This is a genomic window from Acinetobacter sp. YH12131, from assembly GCF_013418635.1.
Taxonomy (GTDB): domain Bacteria; phylum Pseudomonadota; class Gammaproteobacteria; order Pseudomonadales; family Moraxellaceae; genus Acinetobacter; species Acinetobacter towneri.
This window is the reverse complement of sequence record NZ_VPBQ01000004.1, coordinates 1-21659: the sequence shown is the minus strand read 5'-3', so window position 1 is coordinate 21659 and position 21659 is coordinate 1. Positions and strand designations below refer to the sequence as shown.

At 41.0% G+C, this 21659-nt stretch carries 20 protein-coding genes and 1 rRNA gene; 2 read left to right on the top strand and 19 right to left on the bottom strand.

Features of this window, described 5'->3' with window-relative positions; all coding sequences use genetic code 11:
• Window positions 1-32: 32 nt before the first annotated feature.
• From FTU66_RS04380 to FTU66_RS04360, 5 genes are all read right to left on the bottom strand, one after another.
• A complete protein-coding gene (locus FTU66_RS04380; protein ID WP_179993981.1) occupies window positions 33-854 on the bottom strand; it encodes a class I SAM-dependent methyltransferase in 822 nt (273 codons plus the stop codon).
• Window positions 848-1672: an undecaprenyl-diphosphate phosphatase gene (locus FTU66_RS04375; RefSeq protein WP_004975233.1), complete on the bottom strand. Its 825-nt coding sequence runs from the start codon at window positions 1670-1672 to the stop codon at window positions 848-850. Before FTU66_RS04375 ends, FTU66_RS04380 begins: the two co-directional genes overlap by 7 nt.
• A 12-nt stretch (window positions 1673-1684) precedes the next feature.
• A complete protein-coding gene (gene tsaB, locus FTU66_RS04370) occupies window positions 1685-2350 on the bottom strand; it encodes a tRNA (adenosine(37)-N6)-threonylcarbamoyltransferase complex dimerization subunit type 1 TsaB (RefSeq protein WP_180112375.1) in 666 nt (221 codons plus the stop codon).
• Between the two features lie 160 nt (window positions 2351-2510).
• Window positions 2511-3041: a gamma carbonic anhydrase family protein gene (locus tag FTU66_RS04365; RefSeq protein ID WP_180112374.1), complete on the bottom strand. Its 531-nt coding sequence runs from the start codon at window positions 3039-3041 to the stop codon at window positions 2511-2513.
• 31 nt (window positions 3042-3072) lie between these two features.
• On the bottom strand, window positions 3073-3669 hold the full coding sequence (locus FTU66_RS04360) for a CoA pyrophosphatase (protein WP_004975226.1): 597 nt from the start codon (window positions 3667-3669) through the stop codon (window positions 3073-3075).
• A 123-nt stretch (window positions 3670-3792) separates the two neighbouring features.
• Here FTU66_RS04360 and FTU66_RS04355 point away from each other — a divergent pair, with 123 nt between their 5' ends.
• Window positions 3793-4341, top strand: coding sequence for an NUDIX hydrolase (locus FTU66_RS04355; RefSeq protein ID WP_026438436.1), 549 nt, complete (start codon window positions 3793-3795; stop codon window positions 4339-4341).
• Window positions 4342-4442: 101 nt separating this feature from the next.
• Here FTU66_RS04355 and FTU66_RS04350 read toward each other — a convergent pair whose 3' ends face one another.
• From FTU66_RS04350 to FTU66_RS04325, 6 genes are all read right to left on the bottom strand, one after another.
• Complete coding sequence (locus FTU66_RS04350) at window positions 4443-6353, bottom strand: flagellar protein FilF (protein ID WP_180112373.1); 1911 nt, start codon at window positions 6351-6353, stop codon at window positions 4443-4445.
• A gap of 20 nt (window positions 6354-6373) precedes the next feature.
• Window positions 6374-7726 carry a putative pilus assembly protein FilE gene (gene filE, locus FTU66_RS04345; protein ID WP_180112372.1) on the bottom strand — a complete coding sequence of 451 codons (1353 nt, stop codon included), beginning with the start codon at window positions 7724-7726 and terminating at the stop codon, window positions 6374-6376.
• Window positions 7720-9384: an OmpP1/FadL family transporter gene (locus FTU66_RS04340; protein WP_070154334.1), complete on the bottom strand. Its 1665-nt coding sequence runs from the start codon at window positions 9382-9384 to the stop codon at window positions 7720-7722. The genes filE and FTU66_RS04340 overlap by 7 nt, the downstream gene beginning before the upstream one ends.
• A gap of 12 nt (window positions 9385-9396) precedes the next feature.
• Complete coding sequence (locus FTU66_RS04335; protein WP_180112371.1) at window positions 9397-10527, bottom strand: hypothetical protein; 1131 nt, start codon at window positions 10525-10527, stop codon at window positions 9397-9399.
• A 46-nt stretch (window positions 10528-10573) separates the two neighbouring features.
• A complete protein-coding gene (locus tag FTU66_RS04330; protein WP_096902113.1) occupies window positions 10574-11407 on the bottom strand; it encodes a C39 family peptidase in 834 nt (277 codons plus the stop codon).
• A 192-nt stretch (window positions 11408-11599) separates the two neighbouring features.
• Window positions 11600-12631, bottom strand: coding sequence for a DUF6160 family protein (locus FTU66_RS04325; protein WP_180112370.1), 1032 nt, complete (start codon window positions 12629-12631; stop codon window positions 11600-11602).
• A gap of 255 nt (window positions 12632-12886) precedes the next feature.
• On the opposite strand from FTU66_RS04325, the gene pabB reads away from it, so the two are divergent.
• Entirely contained in the window at window positions 12887-14227 is a 1341-nt protein-coding gene (pabB, locus tag FTU66_RS04320) for an aminodeoxychorismate synthase component I (protein ID WP_180112369.1), read from the top strand.
• A 66-nt stretch (window positions 14228-14293) separates the two neighbouring features.
• Here the strand turns inward: pabB and hisC are convergent, their stop codons facing one another.
• From hisC to rrf, 8 genes are all read right to left on the bottom strand, one after another.
• Window positions 14294-15382 (bottom strand): histidinol-phosphate transaminase, encoded by a 1089-nt coding sequence (gene hisC, locus FTU66_RS04315; RefSeq protein ID WP_180112368.1) that lies wholly within the window; start codon window positions 15380-15382, stop codon window positions 14294-14296.
• 135 nt (window positions 15383-15517) lie between these two features.
• The gene (gene hisD / locus FTU66_RS04310; protein WP_180112367.1) at window positions 15518-16822 is read right to left on the bottom strand and encodes a histidinol dehydrogenase; all 1305 of its coding nucleotides are present in this window, start codon (window positions 16820-16822) and stop codon (window positions 15518-15520) included.
• 186 nt (window positions 16823-17008) lie between these two features.
• Window positions 17009-17713, bottom strand: a complete 705-nt coding sequence (gene hisG / locus FTU66_RS04305) for an ATP phosphoribosyltransferase (protein WP_167846233.1) — start codon at window positions 17711-17713, stop codon at window positions 17009-17011.
• Window positions 17713-18969 carry a UDP-N-acetylglucosamine 1-carboxyvinyltransferase gene (gene murA / locus FTU66_RS04300; protein ID WP_180112366.1) on the bottom strand — a complete coding sequence of 419 codons (1257 nt, stop codon included), beginning with the start codon at window positions 18967-18969 and terminating at the stop codon, window positions 17713-17715. The genes hisG and murA overlap by 1 nt, the downstream gene beginning before the upstream one ends.
• Before the next feature lie 7 nt (window positions 18970-18976).
• Window positions 18977-19228, bottom strand: coding sequence for a BolA family iron metabolism protein IbaG (gene ibaG, locus FTU66_RS04295; protein WP_004975198.1), 252 nt, complete (start codon window positions 19226-19228; stop codon window positions 18977-18979).
• A gap of 138 nt (window positions 19229-19366) precedes the next feature.
• Window positions 19367-19699: a ribosome hibernation-promoting factor, HPF/YfiA family gene (gene hpf, locus FTU66_RS04290; RefSeq protein WP_004975196.1), complete on the bottom strand. Its 333-nt coding sequence runs from the start codon at window positions 19697-19699 to the stop codon at window positions 19367-19369.
• A gap of 166 nt (window positions 19700-19865) precedes the next feature.
• Entirely contained in the window at window positions 19866-21320 is a 1455-nt protein-coding gene (locus tag FTU66_RS04285; protein ID WP_154320393.1) for an RNA polymerase factor sigma-54, read from the bottom strand.
• A gap of 220 nt (window positions 21321-21540) precedes the next feature.
• Window positions 21541-21655, bottom strand: a 5S ribosomal RNA gene (gene rrf / locus FTU66_RS04280).
• Window positions 21656-21659: the final 4 nt, after the last annotated feature.

The window sequence follows — 21659 nt, the reverse complement described above, 5'->3', positions numbered from 1 at the left end:
GAACGTCTTGCCACTGCTTTAGTGGTAGAAATCTACCCGTTGTTCAAATTTGCTTGGAAATAAGCATCAAATCGGCAAGCATCACCCTGCCATTGATGTGTGGTTTCCTGCCCCGCCAAAAATACAGCCAAACGTGGGCGCTTCACCACAACACGTTTGGCAATTTGCTGTGCCAAACCCAGTAAATGATCACCTAAATCCATTTCGCCATCTTCAGGTAACAGCAAATGTAATAACTGCATTTGTTTTTTGACTTGTGCCTGCTTTTTCTGCGCCTGTTGATGTTGATCTCGCTGCGGAAACATCGGATCTAAATACACCACATCAACCACTTTGCCCTGCGCTGCGCAGTTGCGTAAATAATCTGCTGAATCTGTAAAAACCAACTGGATACGGGCAACAACACTTGCTAAAAAAGGATCATCTGCGGCTTGGCGTTTAGCATCCTCCAACAAAGTAAAAAGAATAGGATGACGCTCCAACAACGTGACCTGAGCACCCAAGTGTGCCATGAGTAAGCTGTCGTGTCCTAATCCTGCCGTAGCATCAATTAGGCTTGGTTTTTCCGACAAATTACAGGCACGAGCAATCATTTCCGATTTTAAAGAGGCACGTTTCAATCGCCCAACTTCAGCTTTCCAATCGGGTTGCATTTTCATGCCATTGGCACACAACCACAACCCTTCAGCATCTACACACAATGCCAATTCAGGGTTCAAACGCAAAAAACGCGCATTGAGTTTTTCTACTGTTTCAATGCGCGTTTGCACACCTCTAGACAAAAGCACAGCAGAATAATGCTGTGCTTGAGTGAGCCACTCGGCTTCGGTGTATAAGCGAAGTTCGCTTACCATAGTTTCCAGCCTGTGAATGCGAACAATAAAATGATTAAACCTGAAGCAATACGATACCAAGCAAAAATCATAAAATCACGTTTCGCCACATAAGCCACCAATGCACGGATCAGCAAAAGTGCGGAAACAAAAGAGACGATGATCCCGAAGCTGAGTACGGTCCAATCTTCAGTAGTTTGGAATACATCATAGCTTTGATATAAGTCGAGCAAGCCTGCGCCAATAATGACAGGAATTCCCAAAAAGAAGGAAAACTCAGTTGCTGCTTTTCGCGATACACCCAAGAACATCGCACCAATGATGGTTGCACCTGAACGCGAAGTCCCCGGAATCAGCGACAATACCTGAATTAGACCAATCCAAATAGCATCTCGATAAGTTAGGTCTTCAACCTCATGGGCACGTACTTGCGGTGGATGTTTTTCAATCCACATAATGATAAAGCCACCAATAATCAAACCTATCGCCACGGCAACATCATTAAAGAGTAATTCTTTTACAGTCTGCCCAAAGGCCAATCCAATCAAAATAATTGGAATAGATGCCATGATCAGACCAAAGCCCAAGCGTCGACCTTTTTCTTCGCCAGTAAACATACCTGTGGCTGCGCCCCATAGACGTGTCCAGTATTCATAAATGACCGCTGCAATTGCTCCCATTTGAATGGCAATCACAAATACATCACTTTTTTCTTTGGTCCAAAAGTCCATCAGCTCTGCAGCGAGAATCAAATGTCCTGTGCTAGAAATGGGTAGAAATTCGGTAATCCCTTCTACAATACCCATAATTGCCGCTTTGAGCAGCAGTAAAAGATCCATAAATAACCCTAATTATGCCTTGCCTTGTTCTGGAATTTTTTTCCAAGCATTGTCACGTAAATAGACAGGCAATGCTTGTTCTGCGCTGACCCATTGCTGTTGCTGTGCACAGACGCGTGCAATAGTAGCAATATCTTGTGCGCTTGCACTTAAGCCTTTGTATTGTATTTGTTCTTGATCAATCAGACCTGCACCAGAACCGACCAATTGAAAGCGTACCGTCTGTATAGCATCGCTATAATTCAATAATTGTTCCTGATCAACCGCCTGCATAATCCCTTGTGCATCTAGCTCAAAACTGGCGATATACACCTCATTCATGCGTGCATCCAACACAGCCGTAACCGCAGTTAATCCTTCAAGACGATAAGCCGCCTGCGCCAATGCCTGCAAAGTCGATACAGGAATTACAGGCACATCATGCGCCCACGCCAAAGCTTGCGTGACTGCCGCATTAATTCGCACACCGCTAAAAGAACCCGGGCCACGGCTAAAGGCAATTGCAGTCAGATCAGCCGTACTAATTTGAGTTTCAGCAAAGCCTTGCTCAATCATCGGTAAGATGGTTTGCGTTTGTGCTTTTGCTCGCGCATCTAATTGAAAAAAGAGTTCCTGTGTTTCATCTACAATCGAAACGGAACACTGCTCATTGGCAGTTTCCAATGCCAGCAATTTCATGCACAACCTTCAAGGAGTAAATATCAAAAATTGGCGTTATGATACTCCACTCCTGAAATTCACGCGAGGATTTACATCCCTTAGATTGCAATTCCTGAGTATAAATTTCTATGTAATTACAGCGAAAATATGCGTTTGACTAAACGATGCAAATTCAATTTTAGAGTGTTGCAGGCTCTAGGTTTACAAAATGCTGAAAATGTTCAGCATAGTGCAGCGCACTCATTTTTAAACGTGCTTCTGCAGACTCATCCAAAATCTTAACCACTTTACCGGGAGAACCCATCACCACAGAATTATCGGGAATCACTTTCCCTTCAGGAATTAAAGCATTCGCGCCAATAATACAGTTTTTACCAATCACCGCATGATTCAGTACCACTGCATTAATGCCAATCAGACTGTTATCGCCCACGGTACAACCATGTAACATCGCCTGATGTCCAATAGTCACATAATCACCAATCTGCATTTCAATGCCTGCATCGGTGTGCAATACAGCATTTTCCTGAACATTGCTAAAATTACCCAATTTGATTTTACTGTTATCGGCACGTACCACAGCCCCAAACCAAATACTAACTTTCTGTCCCAACTCAACCTGACCAATGACCGTGGCATTATCCGCCACCCAACCATCCCACGGTTGCTGCATTGCTTTCGGGGCATATCCTTTAAATTTATACAACATGGTTCCTTCCTATCTTCACATCAAAATTTTTCTATTTCTTAAATGTTGGTGAATTTAACAAAAACGGCCATTCTTTACGATAATCCAAACCATATTCAAATAAAGACACCAACATCCGCGCTGTTAAGCCCCAAACCACTTCATCTTCAACCTGCATACTCGGAAAATATAATTTTTGTTGTGCAAAGCTCACTTCATACGGCGTTGGTGGCGCTTCCATTAAATGCTGCAAAGAGGCAAAAAAGATCCGATCAATTTCTGAAGGTTGTGGAATTAATTCTACTTTTGGAGGAATCAGCCCCACCACAGGCTTAACCAACATTCCATTACGGGCTTTTTGCATTGGCAAGTCACCAATCAACTGCACTTCAAATGGATTTAATGCGGTTTCTTCCTGCGCTTCACGCAATGCCACCACAATATTACTGGTATCTTGCGGATCGCGTTTGCCACCAGGGAAAGACACCTCACCCGCGTGATTATTGAGTAAGGTAGAACGGCGGGTTAGCAATACCTTTGGATCAGACTCGTCGGTAATGGCAATCAATACCGCTGCATGCGCTTCCATGAACGTTTTAGAAAAGCGCAAACGTTGCTGTAATAGATGCGTGAGCGAATGATCAATCATGCCTTATAATTCTCCTTGTCTAAGTTTTCATCATAGCTGAAATAGGTGGGCAATAGATAGAGAGGATGCCAAAGTTGAAATTTTCAGTTATTCTGAGAACTCCCTTCAACAATGACGATCACTATGAACTTTTGTGGAAATTGTGGACAAAAAACAACAACGAAAATTCCGCTTGGCGATCAGCAATTACGTCAAGTGTGTAGCGCATGTGGCAATATTCACTATGTCAATCCAAAAGTCATTTGTGGGGCATTGGTCGTTTGGGAAAATAAAGTATTGTTGTGTCGTCGTGCAATTGAACCACGCTATGGTTTGTGGACTTTACCCGCAGGCTATATGGAAATGTTTGAAACCATGGAGCAAGGTTCTGCCCGTGAAACCCGCGAAGAAGCCGAAGCGGAAATTGAAATCGAACAACTTTATTGCATGTATAACATTCCACGGATTGGGCAAATTTATGTGCTGTTCAAAGCTCAATTGTTGAATGGTCAATTTGGTGCAGGTGAAGAAACCATCGAATCACGCTTGTTTAGTGAAGATGAAATTCCGTGGTCTGAATTGGCTTTCCCAAGTGTAGAACGTACTTTACAACACTACTTTGCAGATCGAAAAAACAACCATTTCACGACCCACTTAGAAACCTTAGGTTCACGTACCGATCATACGGGTTAAAAACCCCACATGATGTTCATTTGAATCAAGCTAAAATCTGAATAATAAATAGCCCACTGAGTAGTGAGCTATTTTCATCTCTATATCATAGGAAATTAATGCTAAATACGCACTTTATCTGGGTTATAACATTCGGCAACATCTAGACTTACAGCTCCACCTTGGGCTTTCACCAAAGCTTTATCTGCATCAGTTGCTAAAGCTGGGTTTTGAGCCACGTAAGTTGCAAGTTGCGCATGATAAATATTGCTCCACTTCACTGTTGAGCCATTGAAATCAGACAATGTAATACGTGTAGAGTTGGCTGCAACTAAATTGCCAATATTGGCACGTGCACCGCCCACCACTTGACCATTTCCACCTTCAACCGCTTCAATTTTGGTATTCAAACCAATGACTGCGCCATCAAGTTTATGAAATATTGGATTGGCCAAAATCATACGCAAAGTAACTGCTTTATTGTCGATATCGGTTGCACCTAACACACCTATACGGTATTGCTGCACACCATTTGTATCAACATATTCAGCACCAGACTGACGAATTGCTGCACACTGACCAGACATATCGGTTTCTGTGGGATTTGGTGCTATATCTGTACGAATATTGCCATCTTCATCTAAAACAACACCTAATTTGATGCTATCTGTCGTCGTTCCGCCATCAAAATTAAAGGTCAAGGTTGCATAAATTGGGAAAATATAGCGACTGCCTAAAGGTACATTTTTTTGGGTTTTAAAAACGCGATTATCCAAAAAGTTCACAGAAAAGAATTTATAGGCATCAAAAGAACCTTTGAACTGATCAGTGCCTATAGTTTGTTGCCATTGACCATAATCTGCAGGATTCGCTGTTGTAGATTTGGTCAATAATTTATAAAAACCTTCCGTGCCCGCAATTAAATAATCATTAAACACCTTACCTTGGGTAATTTTAAAATCATCAGCCGTATTGTCATTCACACTAAAATGGAATGGCTCCTGAATACGTTTATTCAATGGGTTGACCCATGTGGTTTGTGCTGCTGCAACCATACGCTCAGGACGCACTTTACGAATCAATTCACCACTCACCGTTAAAATTGGGTTAGTCGTGTTCGCAGACACCGCACCTTTCCATTGCATACCATAACCGAAGGTATATCCAGAACGGTCTGTGATTAGTTGATATTGCCCAATGAGGTGTTTCAAATCTGCGACCGTAGATTTACAGTCTGCCAAATTACAGCCATATAAACCTTGTGGTAATTGTGAATCTTCTTTGGCTAAAATTGGATAGTTAGCTTGATAAGATGCCGAGTTATTCATGTAAACCAAGGTGTTTAATGCTTGATAAGCATCATCTTGAGATACCTGTGACACATCTACCCACGGGCGTAAAATACTGGCATAAGCCCCTGAACGATAGTCACCAACCTCAACGGACTCAGCAATATTTGCCAATTGTTCTTTTTTGAGTGTCGTAATCGTTAAAGGCTGAATATCACCTGCAATGGTTCCTCCACCTTCAACAGAAAGTGCTTGTAGCAAGCGTACAATTGCAGTCGCGACCTGTATCGTTTCGTCACTACTACTTAAACTCGTTGCTTGGCGTCCTGTTAATCCACGTGCCATATCTAACACACTTAAACGTGGATAACCCGCACCTGCAGTACTGACCATTCCAATATCAGACAATGATACTGTCCCTAAATCAATATATTGATTGGTCTTTTCCTGAATAAAGAAGTGGACTTTATCTCCTTCACTACATTTACCTGTTGCCGCATTACTTTTCGGCTCAATCATGGTGATGTAGGTTTTACTGGTATCACTGCTACAGGTAAAATTCAAACCATCCACAGGATAATCCAATGCAAATTCCACGCAGTTTTTTGCTGTACTGGCACAACTCCCGTTGATATACGCCACAGCATTAGGCTCTGGATTAATATTGGCACTTTCTCCACCACAACCACTCAAGGCCGCCATCAATGCTGTCGTTGCAAAAGGTAAAATATGTCTTGTTTTCATCCTGAATTCTCTTATTGTTGTTAGCGTATCGCAATGAGTTTTAATTGCCCTTGGTTACTGAGCGCGCGATGTTCCATATCCACTGCAGAAGCCAATGGCGTTAATAATACATAGTGGCTATTTTTTGGAAGTTGCAGCATACCTTCTATTACCTCGTGTCGTAAGACATTGCCTGCAGTATCCTGATTTCTAAAACCACCTGCACCTTCAATCACACAGCCTTTTTGATCCAGAAAAACCACAAACGGCCAATAAAAGGTCGGTTGATTTTGCTTCATGGCATAAGAGTTGATTTGAATATTTTGAATATTGCCTTCTAACTTCACCAATTCATAATCAAATTTTTCGGTTAAGGGAGCTCTAGGCCACAAATTTAAATCTTGTTGTGCTTTTAAGGTTTTAGCTTTATTTTTTTTGCTTTCAGCAAAACATTGCTGCCCCAAACCCTCAATTGCTTCAGCTTGATTAACACGATAATAGTCTGCAGCCAAAACAATGGCTTGAGGTTCAGCAACCGATTGCTTTTTAAATAATTTATTGAGAATGGAACGGCTTACACCACGTTCACGTTCGACCACTTGCATGCGAGTACCGCCGCCATTTTTTGTGTCAATCATGCCTTCTGGCATACTGTAAAAGCGTTTTTTTCCTTCTAAATTAAACTCCTGATCTTCCAAATACTCACTTTTAACATACTGTTCACCCGCCATCTCCATAAAACCCGTTTGTTGGGCAGATGTATGCGATGCTTGATCTGGTGTTTTTTTAGAGACAGACACTGTGGATGGATCAATCGCAAATTGCTGAGGAAGCTGTTGTAAATCCTCTAGTACAGATGGTTTTACCGCGACTTTGTTGATCGCTGCTTCTTTTGCCAATCCTGTTTGATGAACAGATTCCGCACTGGAAATTTCTTGCTGCGCTGCATTTGGCTCAGTGTGTGATGCACGCAATGATGAGTTCTCTTTGCTTTGACTAGCCTGATTTTGTGACATAGCGGATTGTTCTGAGATATTCGGCTTAGACTGATTCAGTTGCTTGCTCGCCTGAACAGAAATATTTTTAGATACCTGAACGGATGTTTGAGCAGTTATCTGCTGTACTTGATACACCTTGTCTTGCTTAAACTGGTCTTGTTGTTGGTTTTCTTGTAGTTGCTTTTGTTGGACTTGCTTTTGCTGTTGTGCGGTTTCCAACGCCTGTATCGTTTGCTTTTTTTCTGCAGCATTACGCTGCACCACAATTGGACGACCATCTGGTCCAATAATGGTGTAAAACTGATTCGCGTAACACACCGATCCCATACTGAAAATCAGTGTGAGTATCGACTTTGAAAATAAAGTCCGTTTTATTTTCCGTACTGAACTTACCATCGTGTTCTATAACTCAATCCAAGAATTGTAATTTTTGTATCCGTTTTCACATTCAAACCCGCATAAGGGTTTAACAGCAGGTTATTCACACCTTCCTTATTGGCTAAGCTACTGGTATTGGCTGGAATTTTATCCTTACTTTGTAAAAAGCCGATGGATAAATCAAGGTCTGTATCTGCATCAAAACGATATCCCACACCCAGACCGAATAAACGTGCATTATTAATTGGTACCATAGTGTTACGTTTATTGTCAGGAATCGCACTACCACGTGGTTCATAACCCGCACGCAGTTTTAAACGGTCTGTGGCTGAATATTCGATGCCAACACCCCAGTTCCACGGTGACTTAAACTCTAATGGCAAAGCTAAACTGTCATCAGACACATGCTCCGAAAGCAATTTTGCAATTTTTAATGCCGAGATTTGACGGTCAAACTCGAATTTGAATTTATCCCATGCTTTATAGTCAGTCCAGCCCACATCAAAATTGACTTGTAAATCAGGCATGACTTTATATTTTATCCCCGCTTGAAAGTGCGCAGGATATTCAAAATCCATAGAAACCAAACCAGACTCACTGGCTGGAATATAACTTGGGAAACCTAAAATTGCCGCTAAAATCTGCCCTGTTGGTGAAGACATCAAACCATTAATTAACTCACGCGGTGCTTTCGAGTTATCAATATGATATTTGCCCTTCAAGCGCATTTTAGCTGCACTCTGATACACCATACCAAAGCTAAAATCTTCTGTCGGTTCCCACAAAATACCCAAGTTATAACTCGGGCTTAAACTTTGCTCAACCGCCAGTTGCATTTGCCCAAAACGGGAAAATGGATTCATGCCTTCTTCGGCATTACAAATCCCGAGCAACAAAATATCGGTGATGATATTGGCGTTTTCTTTAAATGGCGTACAGACCACTTCATCCACCATACGTAACATCCCGATCAGTTCATTCGGGAAGCGTAAATCGGTATTCATGGCGATGGCTTGGTAAGACATCCCTATTGACGCACCGACTGACAATTCATCATTGACTTGATAGGCGATAGATGGAGAAAGATAAGTAATACGCTCTAAGGCAACCTGTTGTCCCATAAAGTTACCAGGGTTACCATTTTCGGCACCAAAGCCCGCAATCAACGGCGCATATAATGCGGTGGCAAAGGTCACTTTGGAACCTGGTGGATTATAGGCAATACCGTTGGTTGGCGCTGCCAGTGGCATGCCTTTACCCAAATCGACAAATTTTTTCAGAATCGGGACATACAGCGTTGGATATTCTACATCGGCTTGTACTGTACCTTTAAAATCGGTACAAAAATCGGCCAAAATTTCTGGCCCATCGTTACACACCACAGGGTCATCAGAATAACCAAATACGTCATAACCTGCTGGAACAGAAAGCTCACGCTGTACATCAAAATGTGCCAATACCCCTTGCACATCTGTTTGCAAACCTTCAATTTTGGTCAGTGCAGCAGGGTTAAAGTGAATCGCACTAATACCAGGAGGATCTGCAGTGACCGCATTCCCCATAGTCAAAGAACGAATATCGACAGATAAGTTTTGTCCAAGCTGCGCAAAAGCAGCCCCTGAACAGCCCGACAGTATAATTGCAGTCACTAACGGGCGAAGTCGTATCATTTTCATGCGACTAGCCTCTTAGCGAATTTTTTTACCGAAACCGAGAATATCCAGTGGGAATGACAAACCAAGTGATACGTCTGGCGCGTCTTCGGTCAGACCGATTCCTACCGTACCATTCACAATGGTTTCAGGTGAAACGCGAACGCCTAATGAAATAGCCAAAGTCGAACTGGTCTGGTCTGCAGGTGAATAGCTTTCACCCGTATGATAAGTAAACTCCGAACCTGTATTAAAGCTTTGCTGATAGGACATGGTCATCGACACATCGTAGTTAAACGAATAAGCAAAACCAAAAGCAAAACCACCACTAATACCTGGCTCAAACTCTTCAATAATACGGCTACCACGAATTTGATTCAAGCCGCTTTCTTTTAAACCATAGTTGGCAGATGCTGAGGCAAACAAGACCACAGGATCAATATATTTACGGGTACTTGCCCCAAAACCGACCGAGTAATAGCCTTTCCCTGTGGCCAAATCTTTGACAGGGTTAATTTCGTAAGGACTATCACCTGTTTTGGTCGATAAATTTGCGAATAAAATTAAAGGTAAACGCCCTGCTTTTAATGGGAATGGCTCCCAACGTGCACCTAAAGAAATATCCCCCAAGCCTGCTGCCGTGGCATCTTTTAACAAGTCTGACTTTGCAACCAATGGTACAGAAGCAGATAAAGTTAAATTGTCACGCAAACCATATTGTGCGGTGAAGGTGTTAGTTAATGCGTGGGACGCATTTTCTTGCACACGAAGCTGATACAACTGACCTTGAGCCATTTCAAGGTCGAGCTGCGTATCACGATGATAGGTATAATCAATATCATAATAAGATGAAATTTCACCTTGTCTCATAAGGGAATATTGACGCTCATTCGAGGTAAACACTTCCTCTAAATTCGCCTCTTTGGTTGCGTCGCCCTCTTGCTGTTGCAAAGCAGATGATGCTGCTTGTGCACCATTTGCAGCGACAACCGCACTATTTGTTTCAGCACTTGTATCTGCAGTGGATGCTGCTGTATCTGATACTTCTGCCTGTTCAGTTGTGGTTTCATATTCCCCTAATTGCGACTCCTCTGCGGCATAAGCCACCCCAAATACCATTTGAATACTGAGAGCCAATAAGGTTTTATTCATCCATTTACGATCCATGATTTACCCCTTCCATTTTTTATTTTTGTATTTCGTGAACAACTGATTATTTGTTTTTGTAGTAGAGTCTTAAAAAACGATGCTCGTACTGTCCGTAATTTTCAGAATCTTTATTTACATTACGCTCTAGACGTATTGTCGATGCTTTATCGGCTATTTTTTCCATCGCAAATTGTGGATATTGAATATCAACAAAGGCATAACGATTCACTGTTGCGTCTTCCACATGACGCAAGTCTTTTTCTTGTAATGCCAACATAGTTTGACGATTTTGCGGTGCGACATTAATTAGAAATAAGGTGTTATTCTCCCAAACTTCTTTAAAGCGTTCTTCATCGAAACTGATATTGCCTAATGCAGGGTCTGCCACATAGACACGTCCATTTTTATATGCCTTATACACCACAAAATGTTTAAAACCTGCATAGGAAATCGGCACAATTGCAGGCTGTCCTTGTTTCACTAAATCCGAAAACTCCCCGCGATATCCACCACTTTCCATGCCCAAAGCTGCGACAAAGCGCTTCATATCCAATAGCGAAAAACTACGACGTTCAATAATTCGGTCGTATTCTCCATAACGCAGCAAGCCACTCATGGTTTGTTGCTCGTTTAATTGTGTTCCTACATAACCATTCAGCAAGGTTGTTAAAGCTGCAGAACCACAACTGTAGTCATAGGCTTGGCGCACAATTCCGCGAAATTGATCTTCTAAAGCAGGTTTAATTTGCACAGGCTCTCTGTGCATACGGGTAAAGGAATTATTTCTAGAATCCAAAGTTTCTGTGTAACGCACAGTTTCAGGATGCTGTTCTTTTAAATCAAAGGCTTGTGTGGCAGCGTAATAGATCAATGCCGAGCCCAAAGCGATCTCTAACATATATTTTTACTTTTTAGTTCTCGGCAATACCTGCCTAATATTTTTATTTTAGAGTTTTCACTCTACTTCCTTGTATTTAGAAAGATACTCGTTTTATAGAAAAAAAAAAGAGCTTTCTTTATTTTTTTGCGAACTCATCAGTTTATTTGTAAAAAAAAGCGCGTGAATTCACGCGCTTTTTCAGTTTTTAAATTAGTGACCAGAAATAGTGATAATAGCACCTTTGGTATAGCTACCCTGAGAAGTACTATAGTAAGTTTGAAGTCCTTGAACTTCCATATCACCAATAGAAGCAGCAGTACGACTACCTAAATGAATACCTTTAATATATTGGTCTTTGGCACCAGTGTCATTGCTTACAATGCGAATATGCGCCGCCTTACCAAGAGTAGTACTATCGCCAACATAAGCATCATTAAATACTTGGATATCTTGATTTAGGGTCAAATCTTTACTATCTGCATCTGCAATTTTAATGCTTTCAATAAAGATTTCACCCGCTTCCTTCGTTTTCACAGCTGTTGGATTGCCACCAACATTTACAGAACCAACTGCTTTGCCTTTAGTTGAGTTATCCAAAATACCTAAGTTTTTAATTTCTAAACCACCAATCATTTTGGTATTCAATTTAACCATTGCACCTTGTGGCGCTGCGCCTAATTGGATGTTGGCATCCATTTTACCAGTTTTGATCTCCAAGCCTGATAAAATTGCATTATAGTTCTTATCATCATTACCACGGCGGATAGAGGTTGTACTTGTATTTTCAGCATTTGATGCAGATACACCAATTTCACCAATCTTGATATCTAAACCAGATACTTGAGCCGCAACATTAATAAATGCACCACCTGTAGCACTTGTACCTGCATCCGTATCAATAACCAAGTCTGCTAAGTTACGAGAAGCTAACAAGTAATTGCCGTTATCATCGTAGTTTGCACCAATCACAATACCATGCTCTTCGTTTGCATCTCCAGCAATACCATTGCCTTTAATTACAATCGCACCAGCTTTACCTGGAGTGGTAGCATCAACACGTAAACCATCATTATCATGGATTAAAAGTTTTTCGATTTCGATTTTAGAAATACCAATCCCGATGCTTAAACCATCTTGACCAGTAGTTGCGCTTAATGCAGTATCGTCCATTGCCTGCATTGCCATTGCATTTGTTGTTAACGCGATTGATGATACCAAAGCAAGTTTAGTAAATTTTTTCATCTTGTTACTCTCCCGAGAGTATTATTTTTTTGGTTTTACCACTCAGTGCCAGTGATTGTGTTTTTATTTGATGAGGACAACACTGACACACATTCCTTGAGTAGCCGGTTTGCACATACAAAGGTATATCTGAGTTATTTTTTGTTCAACTGCTGTTGGTCGCAATCCACATCTAACCGACAAACGGTTATTTGCTTTTTATCTGCTGCAATCATGTAAAATAGCCTTTTAAAATCTCTCAGCTGTTTACGCTTTATGTCCTATCCTACTCATTTTAAAAAATTATTCTGTGAACCTGAATATGAGGCTGCAAGAATTTTGCAAGCTTTGGCAGCACTTTCACATTGTATTTATTTGCAAAATAATGGAAAGGCACGTATTGCTTTTTTGGCTGAACGCTATTGTGTGCAGCAAAACCATCAACATTTTTACTTTCAAAAAACGGCATTGGATCAATATGAATTAAGTCCAACTCAATTAGATTTAACAGCTCATCTCGGTGCTTTAGAAGATGCTGACACCGCCCCATTTTGCAGTGTAATGGGGTTTGTTTCGTATGATGCAGCAGCACAGCAACACATCAATATGCAATCCCGCGCCCAACCAAGTGTTTTTTTAGGTCAATTTAAAAGCTATTTACAGCAAGAAACTGATGGCTGGTATTTTTATAGTTCAGACGATGCTGCTACTCAAATCTTTGATTTTATTTTAAATTTATATACTCAATCAACCATAATTGAACAGTTCCAATTAAGCCAAAAGTGTCAAGCACGCTGGAATTTCACAGATTACCAACGCGCCTTTCAACATGTTCAAGACTATATAGTGGCAGGAGATTGTTATCAAATTAATCTTACGCAAGAGTTTAGCGCTGAGGCTCAAGGTCAACTTTTAGAGACTGCAGCTCAGTTTTGGCAACTGACCAATGCACCTTATGCAGGTTATTTACGTATTGGTGATTTTGAAATTTTAAGTTGTTCGCCCGAACTCTTTATCGATTTTGAGGAAAATCGAAAAATTACCACAAAACCCATTAAGGGCACGATGCCACGTTATGGCGATCCTGAATTAGACCGACAATCGAAACAACAATTAAGTGAGTCTGAAAAAGATCAGGCTGAAAATGTGATGATTGTGGATTTATTACGTAATGATTTAAGTGTTTATGCCGAAACTGGCAGCGTCAAAACGCCAAAGTTATTCAATATTGAGTCTTTTAACCAAGTGCATCACATGGTCAGTGAAGTGACCGCAACACTAAAAGCCGAGATGAATCCTTTTGATGTGTTGATGTCTGCCTTGCCAGGTGGGTCAATTACAGGCGCACCGAAAATTCGTGCCATGCAAATTATAGATGAACTCGAAGGTGCAGCACGTGGCGCCTATTGCGGCTCTATGGGTTATTTTGATGCCGATGGAACGGGTTCTTGGAATATCCTGATCCGTTCTATTCAGAAATATCAGCAAGATGTTTCATTATGGGCTGGTGGTGGCGTCACGATTGCATCTGTTTGTGAAGCAGAATATCAAGAATGTTTTGACAAGGTTTCAGCGATGTTGGACTTATTGAACCGCTGGTACAAACCTGCGCAATAGCATGTCGCAAAAACAAAAAAAGCGAGTGAATTCAATGCTTCACTCGCCTCTACGATATTTTAACAATTAAGCCAAAATATCGTATTTTAAAGTATCTACTAAGCGTTGATTTTGATCATCTGTACCAACCGTAATGCGCAAATATTGATTGATGCGTGGTTTATTAAAATAACGCACAATAATACCGCGTTCACGTAATGCTGCAGCTAATTCACCCGCATCCTGTTGAGGATGTGATGCAAAAATAAAGTTGGCCTGTGATGGCAATATCTTAAAGCCCAAGCTCGTTAAATCCGTCACCAATTTCTCACGGCTTGCAATAACTTTTTGGCATTGTGCTTCAAAATACGCCTGATCTTGAAAAGATGCCACCGCTGCTGCAATGGCAAAACGATCCATTGGATAGGAGTTAAAACTATTTTTCACGGCTTCCAGTGCGGCAATTAAATGCGGTTGCGCAATCGCAAAACCAACACGTAAACCTGCCAAAGAACGTGATTTAGATGTGGTTTGACACACCACAAGATTATCGTACTTTTCTACCAATTTTACTGCAGACTCTGCACCAAAATCGACATAAGCCTCATCAATCACTACCACTGAATTTGGATTGGCCTGTAAAATTTCTTCAATCGCGCTTAAACCCAAAGCAATACTGGTCGGTGCATTCGGATTGGCGATGATGATGCCGCCATTGGCTTGCTTATAATCATCAACCACAATTTCAAAATCATCATTTAAAGGCAAAATTTTAGTTTTTACCCCAAAAAATTGACTATATACAGGGTAAAAACTATAGGTGATATCCGGATACAGTAACGGCTGTTCCTGAACAAAAAAAGCCTTAAAAATATGTGCAAGGACTTCATCTGAACCATTGCCAACAAAGACATTTCCAACAGCTACATTTTGCTGTTTCGCAATGGCTTGCTTAAGCTCAGACGCATCTGGATCTGGATATAAACGCAGTGCATCTGCCGAGTTTTCTAAAACCTTTTGCACCGCTTCCACCACTTTAGGCGAAGGTGGATACGGGTTTTCATTGGTATTCAATTTTAATAAATTTTGAATTTTTGGCTGCTCACCCGGTACATAAGGCTCTAGCTCACGTACTTCAGGGCTCCAAAAACGCATTTGTTCTGCTGTGATATTCATTTTGTATTCTCTTTAAACCCTCTCCTAACCTCTCCCAAAGGGAGAGGAATTTTCATTACTAAAGACACAAAATTTGTGTGGTTTAAATTCCCCTCTCTTTATTAGGAGAGGGTCGGGGAGAGGTTGTAATGCTATTTATGATTGATAACGATAACGTGCTGATCGTGCATGCGCATCCAGATTTTCCTGCTTCGCTAAAATATCAGCGGTTTTCGCCAAACTTTTCACGCCCTCAGCTGAACACATAATCAGACTTGAGCGTTTTTGGAAATCGTAAACACCCAATGGCGATGAAAAACGTGCTGTACCCGACGTTGGTAATACGTGGTTTGGCCCTGCACAATAATCACCAATCGCTTCTGGTGTATAGCGCCCCATAAAGATCGCACCCGCATGACGAATTTCTTCTGCCATCACTTGTGGATCATGCATACACAACTCCAAGTGTTCGGGCGCAACTTGGTTGATCAATTCAATCGCCTCTTGACGATCTTTGACTAAGATCAATGCACCACGATTTGCAATAGAAGTGCGGGCAATTTCAGCTTTAGGCAAATTCGCCAAGTGCTGTTCAATCGCTTGTTCAACCTGATTCAGCAATTGCGCATCTGGTGTAATAAAAATAGATTGTGCAACCGTGTCGTGCTCGGCTTGGGAAAGTAAATCCATCGCCAACCATTCAGGATTATTTTCACCTTCGGCATAAACCAAAATTTCGGATGGCCCAGCAATCATATCAATGCCAACCTGACCAAATACAGCACGTTTTGCAGCCGCCACAAAGCGGTTACCTGGCCCCGTAATTTTATCTACCGATGGGATGGTTTCTGTACCATAAGCCAATGCAGCAACAGCTTGCGCTCCGCCAATGGTAAATACACGAGTCACCCCTGCTAAATATGCAGCCGCCAAAACCAATGGATTGAGTTCACCATTCGGTGCAGGTACCACCATAATAATTTCAGGTACACCAGCAACATGCGCAGGCACGGCATTCATGAGCACAGAAGATGGATAAGATGCCAAACCACCAGGTACATAAATACCAACGCGATCTAATGGCGTGACTTTTTGCCCAAGCGTGTTGCCCAAAGCATCAACATAAGTCCAGCCATCCTGCTTTTGCGCTTGGTGAAATTCACGAATACGTACAGCAGCCAATTCCAAAGCTTCACGAACTTCGTTATCTAAAGCATCAAATGCGGCTTTCAGTTGTTCCTGACTTAACTCAAGTTCTGAAAATTGATGCGCTGGATGTCGATCGAACTGTTGAGTGAGTTTAAGAACCTGAGCATCACCGTGCTGACGCACATCAGCAATAATTTGATCTACAGTTTTTAAAAGTTCAGGATCACTGACAGTTTCAAAAGCCAACAAGTCTGCAAAGGCTTGTTTAAAGCTTTGATCTTGAGTCGATAAACGTCGCATCAATTTACCCACAAGGTTTGATAGAAAAGTTTAGTTTACCTTGTTTCTAGGGCTTTGTGGGAATCTATACATGGCGAAAGCAGTATGTTTTGATGGAAATTCACGTTCAAAATCATTCAAGAACAGAATCATGGGTGGACATAAAAAAACCGTCATTAAATGACGGTTTTTTGAGAAAGCAGGATGATGGATGCAAAGTTAAGCAGATTGTTTTGCCAACTCGCGTTCTACCACTGCTTTTTCAAGTTGTGCCAAAATTGGATTGAGCAAATCTTGCTTGCGCTTAAAACTGGCTTTATTGACAATTAAACGTGAAGATACTTTACAGATTTCTTCTAGCGGCTCTAAACCGTTGGCACGTAAAGTATTACCTGTATCAACCACATCGACAATGTAATCACCCAAACCGACCAATGGTGCTAATTCCATTGAGCCATAGAGTTTAATGACATCAACCTGCTCACCTAAGCTGGCATAATATTGACGGGTCAAATTCACATATTTAGTGGCAATTTTTAAACGACCTTTTGGACGCTGCATACCAACTTTGCCCGCAGTCATTAATTTACAATTGGCAATTTTCAGATCCAGCGGCTCATATACATTTTGAGCGCCATGCTCCATCAGCACGTCTTTACCCGCAACCCCAATATCTGCCGCACCATTTTCAACATAAGTTGGTACATCAGAGGCACGTAAAATTAAAATACGCACTTGTTTATGTGTGGTTGGAAAAATCAACTTACGTGATTTATCTGGATCTTCCAGTAAATTAATTCCCGCAGTTTCCAATAAAGGCAAAGTTTCTTTTAAAATTCGCCCCTTACTTAATGCCAAAGTTAAACCATGATCAAAATTGCCCATGACGTCAAAATTTGGATCATCGTTTCTCATGTCATTCATCAATTTACTCGCTTAATTTGGGCGCCTAAACCTTGTAACTTTTGTTCTACATTTTCATAACCGCGATCAATATGATAAATACGGTCAATCAATGTTTCGCCTTCTGCCGCCAATGCTGCTAACACCAACGAGAATGAGGCACGTAAATCGGTTGCCATAACAGGTGCAGCAGAAAGTTTTTCTACTCCTGTCACCACCGCATCATTGCCTTCTACCTGAATATTGGCACCCATACGTGACAACTCAGGGACATGCATAAAACGGTTTTCAAAAATAGTTTCCGAAATGGTAGCAAAACCGCGTCCAATCGCATTCACCGCCATTAACTGTGCTTGCATGTCTGTTGGAAATTCAGGATGTGGTAAAGTTCTGAAACTCACGGCTTTAGGGCGCTTGCCCATCATGTCCAGTTCAATCCAGTCATCGCCACGTGTGACTTCCGCACCCATTTCTTCAAACTTATCTAACACAGATTCTAGCAAGGCAGGATCGGTATGTGTGGTTCTGATTTTACCGCCCGTAATTGCAGCTGCAGCCAAATAAGAACCTGTTTCGATACGGTCAGCAACTACTGAATACTCACAACCATGCAAGTGTTCAACACCTGTAACCACTAAAGTATCGGTGTCTAAACCTTCAATTTTAGCGCCCATTTTGATGAGCATTTGCGCAAGGTCGGTAATTTCAGGTTCACGTGCAGCATTACGAATAGTGGTAACACCATCTGCCAATACCGCAGCCATGAGAATGTTTTCTGTTCCGCCAACAGTGACCATATCAAAGACCACTTCGCCACCTTTAAGGCGACCATTAACTTTGGCATTCACATAGCCATTTTCAACTTCAATTTCTGCGCCTAAAGCTTCAAGTGCTTTAAGATGCTGATCGACAGGACGTGAACCAATTGCACAACCACCTGGCAAAGATACTTTTGCACTACCATAGCGCGCGACCAATGGGCCAAGCACCAAAATAGAAGCACGCATGGTTTTTACCAATTCATAAGGTGCAAATTGGTTGTTCAACGTTGATGTATCTGCAATGACTTTATCGCCTTCATAAGACATTTTAATGCCCAAGCCTGCGATCAACTTCACCAAGGTATTTACATCTTTTAAATTTGGAACATTTTTCAATGTAATTGGCGTTTCTGCAAGAATCATTGCAGCAAGAAGTGGCAAGGCTGCATTTTTTGCACCAGAAATACGCACTTCACCTTCGAGCTTATTACCGCCCTGAATTAAAAATTTATCCATTAAATTATTAAGCTCCAAATAAGCTTGCTTTACGCCATTCTTCTTGTGTCATTGCACGAATTGTAACCGCATGAACTTCACCGCTGGCAATATAGCTATTCAATGGTGCATACACTGCTTGTTGACGAGCAACAGGACGCTTACCTTCAAACTGATTATCTACAATACGAAGATCAAACTTGCCGCCTTGCCCACTTACAGCAACTTCAGCCTCTGGAAAAGCAGCTTTTAAAATTTCAGTGAGCTGTTCACTATTCATCACAAAGACCTCTTATAGGACCAACGGTGTAAAAACCTGTCATTTTACTATAAATAGAAAAAATAATTCATTAATCCTATACATTATCGCAATAAAAAAAGAGGTTTATCCAAAACCTCTTTTTAAATCATATTTTAACTAGATGGCTAAAGGCTGATAATCCAACTGCATCTTCCGATGTTTCTCTAACTGACGTTTTAATTTTTCTGTCATCATCTTAATTGAAGTATACATATCATCTGCACTAGCCTGCGCAAAAAGCTCCGTTCCAGGTAAACGAATAATTGCTTCTGCAATATGATTGGCGCTGCCTTTTTTAGAATGTTTATCGATTTGATGATCTTTACTTAATTTCACCTGCATACTATTGACCTGATCCAGATGTTTGGTCATTTGTGCAAATTTAAGTCGAATATTTTCTTCAATTGCAGGGGTGATAGCTAAGTGATGTCCACGAATTGTTATTTGCATAATTCTATCCCTCACCTTCATTAGGATTAGGAAGGCATAGTTCACATGATTGATTGCCAAATAACAGATCACTGTAGCGGTCACTTTAAATCATGTCTAACTATTCCTTCAAAAAAGATTCATTATTTGGTCATAATGAATCCTTAGAATAGACCGATTTTAAAAATTAGATCAAGACTTTTCGTTCAGAAGATGACGGAATATTTAATGACTCACGATATTTCGCAACTGTTCGGCGTGCTACATCAATTCCCTCTTCCTTAAGAAGGTTTGCAATTGTGTTGTCTGACAAAGGTTTACGTGGATTTTCCTCTGCAATTAATTTTTTTATCTTGGCGCGAATCGCAGTTGAGGATGCTTCTCCACCTGAACTTGTTCCAACATGACTTGAAAAGAAATATTTCAATTCAAATAAACCACGTGGAGTTAACATATATTTATTAGTGGTCACCCGTGAAACTGTAGATTCATGCAACTCCACCTCATCGGCAACATCACGCAAAATCAACGGTTTCATTCCTTCAGCACCAATTTCTAAAAATTCACGTTGATGTTGCACAATGCAGGTTGCGACTTTTAATAAAGTTTTATGACGCTCATCGACACTTTTAATAAAGTTTTTTGCATCCAACATTTGATTGCGCAAATATTGATTGTCTTCGCTTTGATCTGCGCGTTTAATCATATTGGCATAAAATGAATTGATTCTAAGCTTCGGTACAACATCAGGATTCAGCTGCACCTGCCAATGGTCCTGCTTTTTACTGACCACTACATCTGGAATTTGATAATCTGACTCCTGATCTTCAAATGCTGTACCAGGATGCGCTTTCAAGGTTTTTAATAAAGCCACTGCATGCTGTAGCTGATCTGCGCTTAAACCCGTTTGCTTAATTAACTTGGCTAAATCATTCGAAATTAATAACTCATAATGCTGCAAGAGTTGCAGTGCTTCCTGCCGATAAGGCACATCTGTAGCCAAACTTTCAAGCTGAATAGATAAACATTCCGCCAAATTACGCGAACCAATACCAATCGGCTCTAAACGCTGAATATGTTTCAAAACGACCAAAACTTCATCGTCTTCAACTTCATCTTCGTATTCCATGGAGATCAATAAATGTTGCACAGATGTAGTGATTTCAGATATTTCACAATCCAAGAAACCATTGTCATCCAAAGCATCGACAATACAGTAGGCAATGAGCTGCTCGACTTGAGAAAAATGCAACAGATTGATTTGTTGCATCATGTGCTCTTTTAAACCTAAATGTCCCTGACGATTATCCTCGCGCTCTTCATATTCTGCTGCGCCCAAGCTCGTGGGTAAATGAGTGTACACATCATCCCAGTCTGTATCGACAGGCAAGTCATTCGGTAGATGATCTGCATTTAATTCTTTAGTCAAATCCTTTTGATCATGCTCTTGCTCTTCTAAGGTGGATAAACTTTCGACACTACTTTGTTCTTCGACTTTTTCTAATAAGGGATTACTGTCCAACTGAATTTGAACTTCTTGTTCAAGTTCCAAGCTCGAAAGTTGAAGCAAACGAATGGCTTGTTGTAACTGCGGTGTCAGTGACAAGGAGTTTGCAACTTTTAATCCAACCGATAACTTCATTTTCACCCACTCTTTTAAATTTATGTTTTTCAACAACTTAATATATAAGTTTTTGATAAGCAATTTCTATGCCGTTTTATTAGGTATAGCACAGATTTATCAAAAGACATAAAGATTTTAATCAGAAGTTCTATTCAATTTATTATTGTTTTTCTAACTTTATTTTCTCTCTTGCATAAAAAAACACCCTCAACGCTAGTTGAGGGTGTTTAGAATAATGAGCTGGCGATGACTTACTCTCACATGGGTAACCCCACACTACCATCAGCGCGAAGAGGTTTCACTTCTGAGTTCGGGAAGGGATCAGGTGGTTCACTCTTGCTATGGTCGCCAGCACAA

What these genes read in the sequence shown, in the direction of transcription:
- FTU66_RS04340 (WP_070154334.1), bottom strand. Translation starts at nt 9,384, where the DNA reads ATGAAAATGATACGACTTCGCCCGTTAGTGACTGCAATTATACTGTCG.
- hpf (WP_004975196.1), bottom strand. Translation starts at nt 19,699, where the DNA reads ATGCAAATAACAATTCGTGGACATCACTTAGCTATCACCCCTGCAATT.
- FTU66_RS04330 (WP_096902113.1), bottom strand. Translation starts at nt 11,407, where the DNA reads ATGTTAGAGATCGCTTTGGGCTCGGCATTGATCTATTACGCTGCCACA.
- hisC (WP_180112368.1), bottom strand. Translation starts at nt 15,382, where the DNA reads ATGAATATCACAGCAGAACAAATGCGTTTTTGGAGCCCTGAAGTACGT.
- FTU66_RS04350 (WP_180112373.1), bottom strand. Translation starts at nt 6,353, where the DNA reads ATGAAAACAAGACATATTTTACCTTTTGCAACGACAGCATTGATGGCG.
- FTU66_RS04355 (WP_026438436.1), top strand. Translation starts at nt 3,793, where the DNA reads ATGAACTTTTGTGGAAATTGTGGACAAAAAACAACAACGAAAATTCCG.
- FTU66_RS04375 (WP_004975233.1), bottom strand. Translation starts at nt 1,672, where the DNA reads ATGGATCTTTTACTGCTGCTCAAAGCGGCAATTATGGGTATTGTAGAA.
- FTU66_RS04285 (WP_154320393.1), bottom strand. Translation starts at nt 21,320, where the DNA reads ATGAAGTTATCGGTTGGATTAAAAGTTGCAAACTCCTTGTCACTGACA.
- tsaB (WP_180112375.1), bottom strand. Translation starts at nt 2,350, where the DNA reads ATGAAATTGCTGGCATTGGAAACTGCCAATGAGCAGTGTTCCGTTTCG.
- filE (WP_180112372.1), bottom strand. Translation starts at nt 7,726, where the DNA reads ATGGTAAGTTCAGTACGGAAAATAAAACGGACTTTATTTTCAAAGTCG.
- FTU66_RS04360 (WP_004975226.1), bottom strand. Translation starts at nt 3,669, where the DNA reads ATGATTGATCATTCGCTCACGCATCTATTACAGCAACGTTTGCGCTTT.
- FTU66_RS04365 (WP_180112374.1), bottom strand. Translation starts at nt 3,041, where the DNA reads ATGTTGTATAAATTTAAAGGATATGCCCCGAAAGCAATGCAGCAACCG.
- FTU66_RS04380 (WP_179993981.1), bottom strand. Translation starts at nt 854, where the DNA reads ATGGTAAGCGAACTTCGCTTATACACCGAAGCCGAGTGGCTCACTCAA.
- FTU66_RS04335 (WP_180112371.1), bottom strand. Translation starts at nt 10,527, where the DNA reads ATGGATCGTAAATGGATGAATAAAACCTTATTGGCTCTCAGTATTCAA.
- ibaG (WP_004975198.1), bottom strand. Translation starts at nt 19,228, where the DNA reads ATGAATAGTGAACAGCTCACTGAAATTTTAAAAGCTGCTTTTCCAGAG.
- murA (WP_180112366.1), bottom strand. Translation starts at nt 18,969, where the DNA reads ATGGATAAATTTTTAATTCAGGGCGGTAATAAGCTCGAAGGTGAAGTG.
- hisG (WP_167846233.1), bottom strand. Translation starts at nt 17,713, where the DNA reads ATGAATGACATGAGAAACGATGATCCAAATTTTGACGTCATGGGCAAT.
- pabB (WP_180112369.1), top strand. Translation starts at nt 12,887, where the DNA reads ATGTCCTATCCTACTCATTTTAAAAAATTATTCTGTGAACCTGAATAT.
- FTU66_RS04325 (WP_180112370.1), bottom strand. Translation starts at nt 12,631, where the DNA reads ATGAAAAAATTTACTAAACTTGCTTTGGTATCATCAATCGCGTTAACA.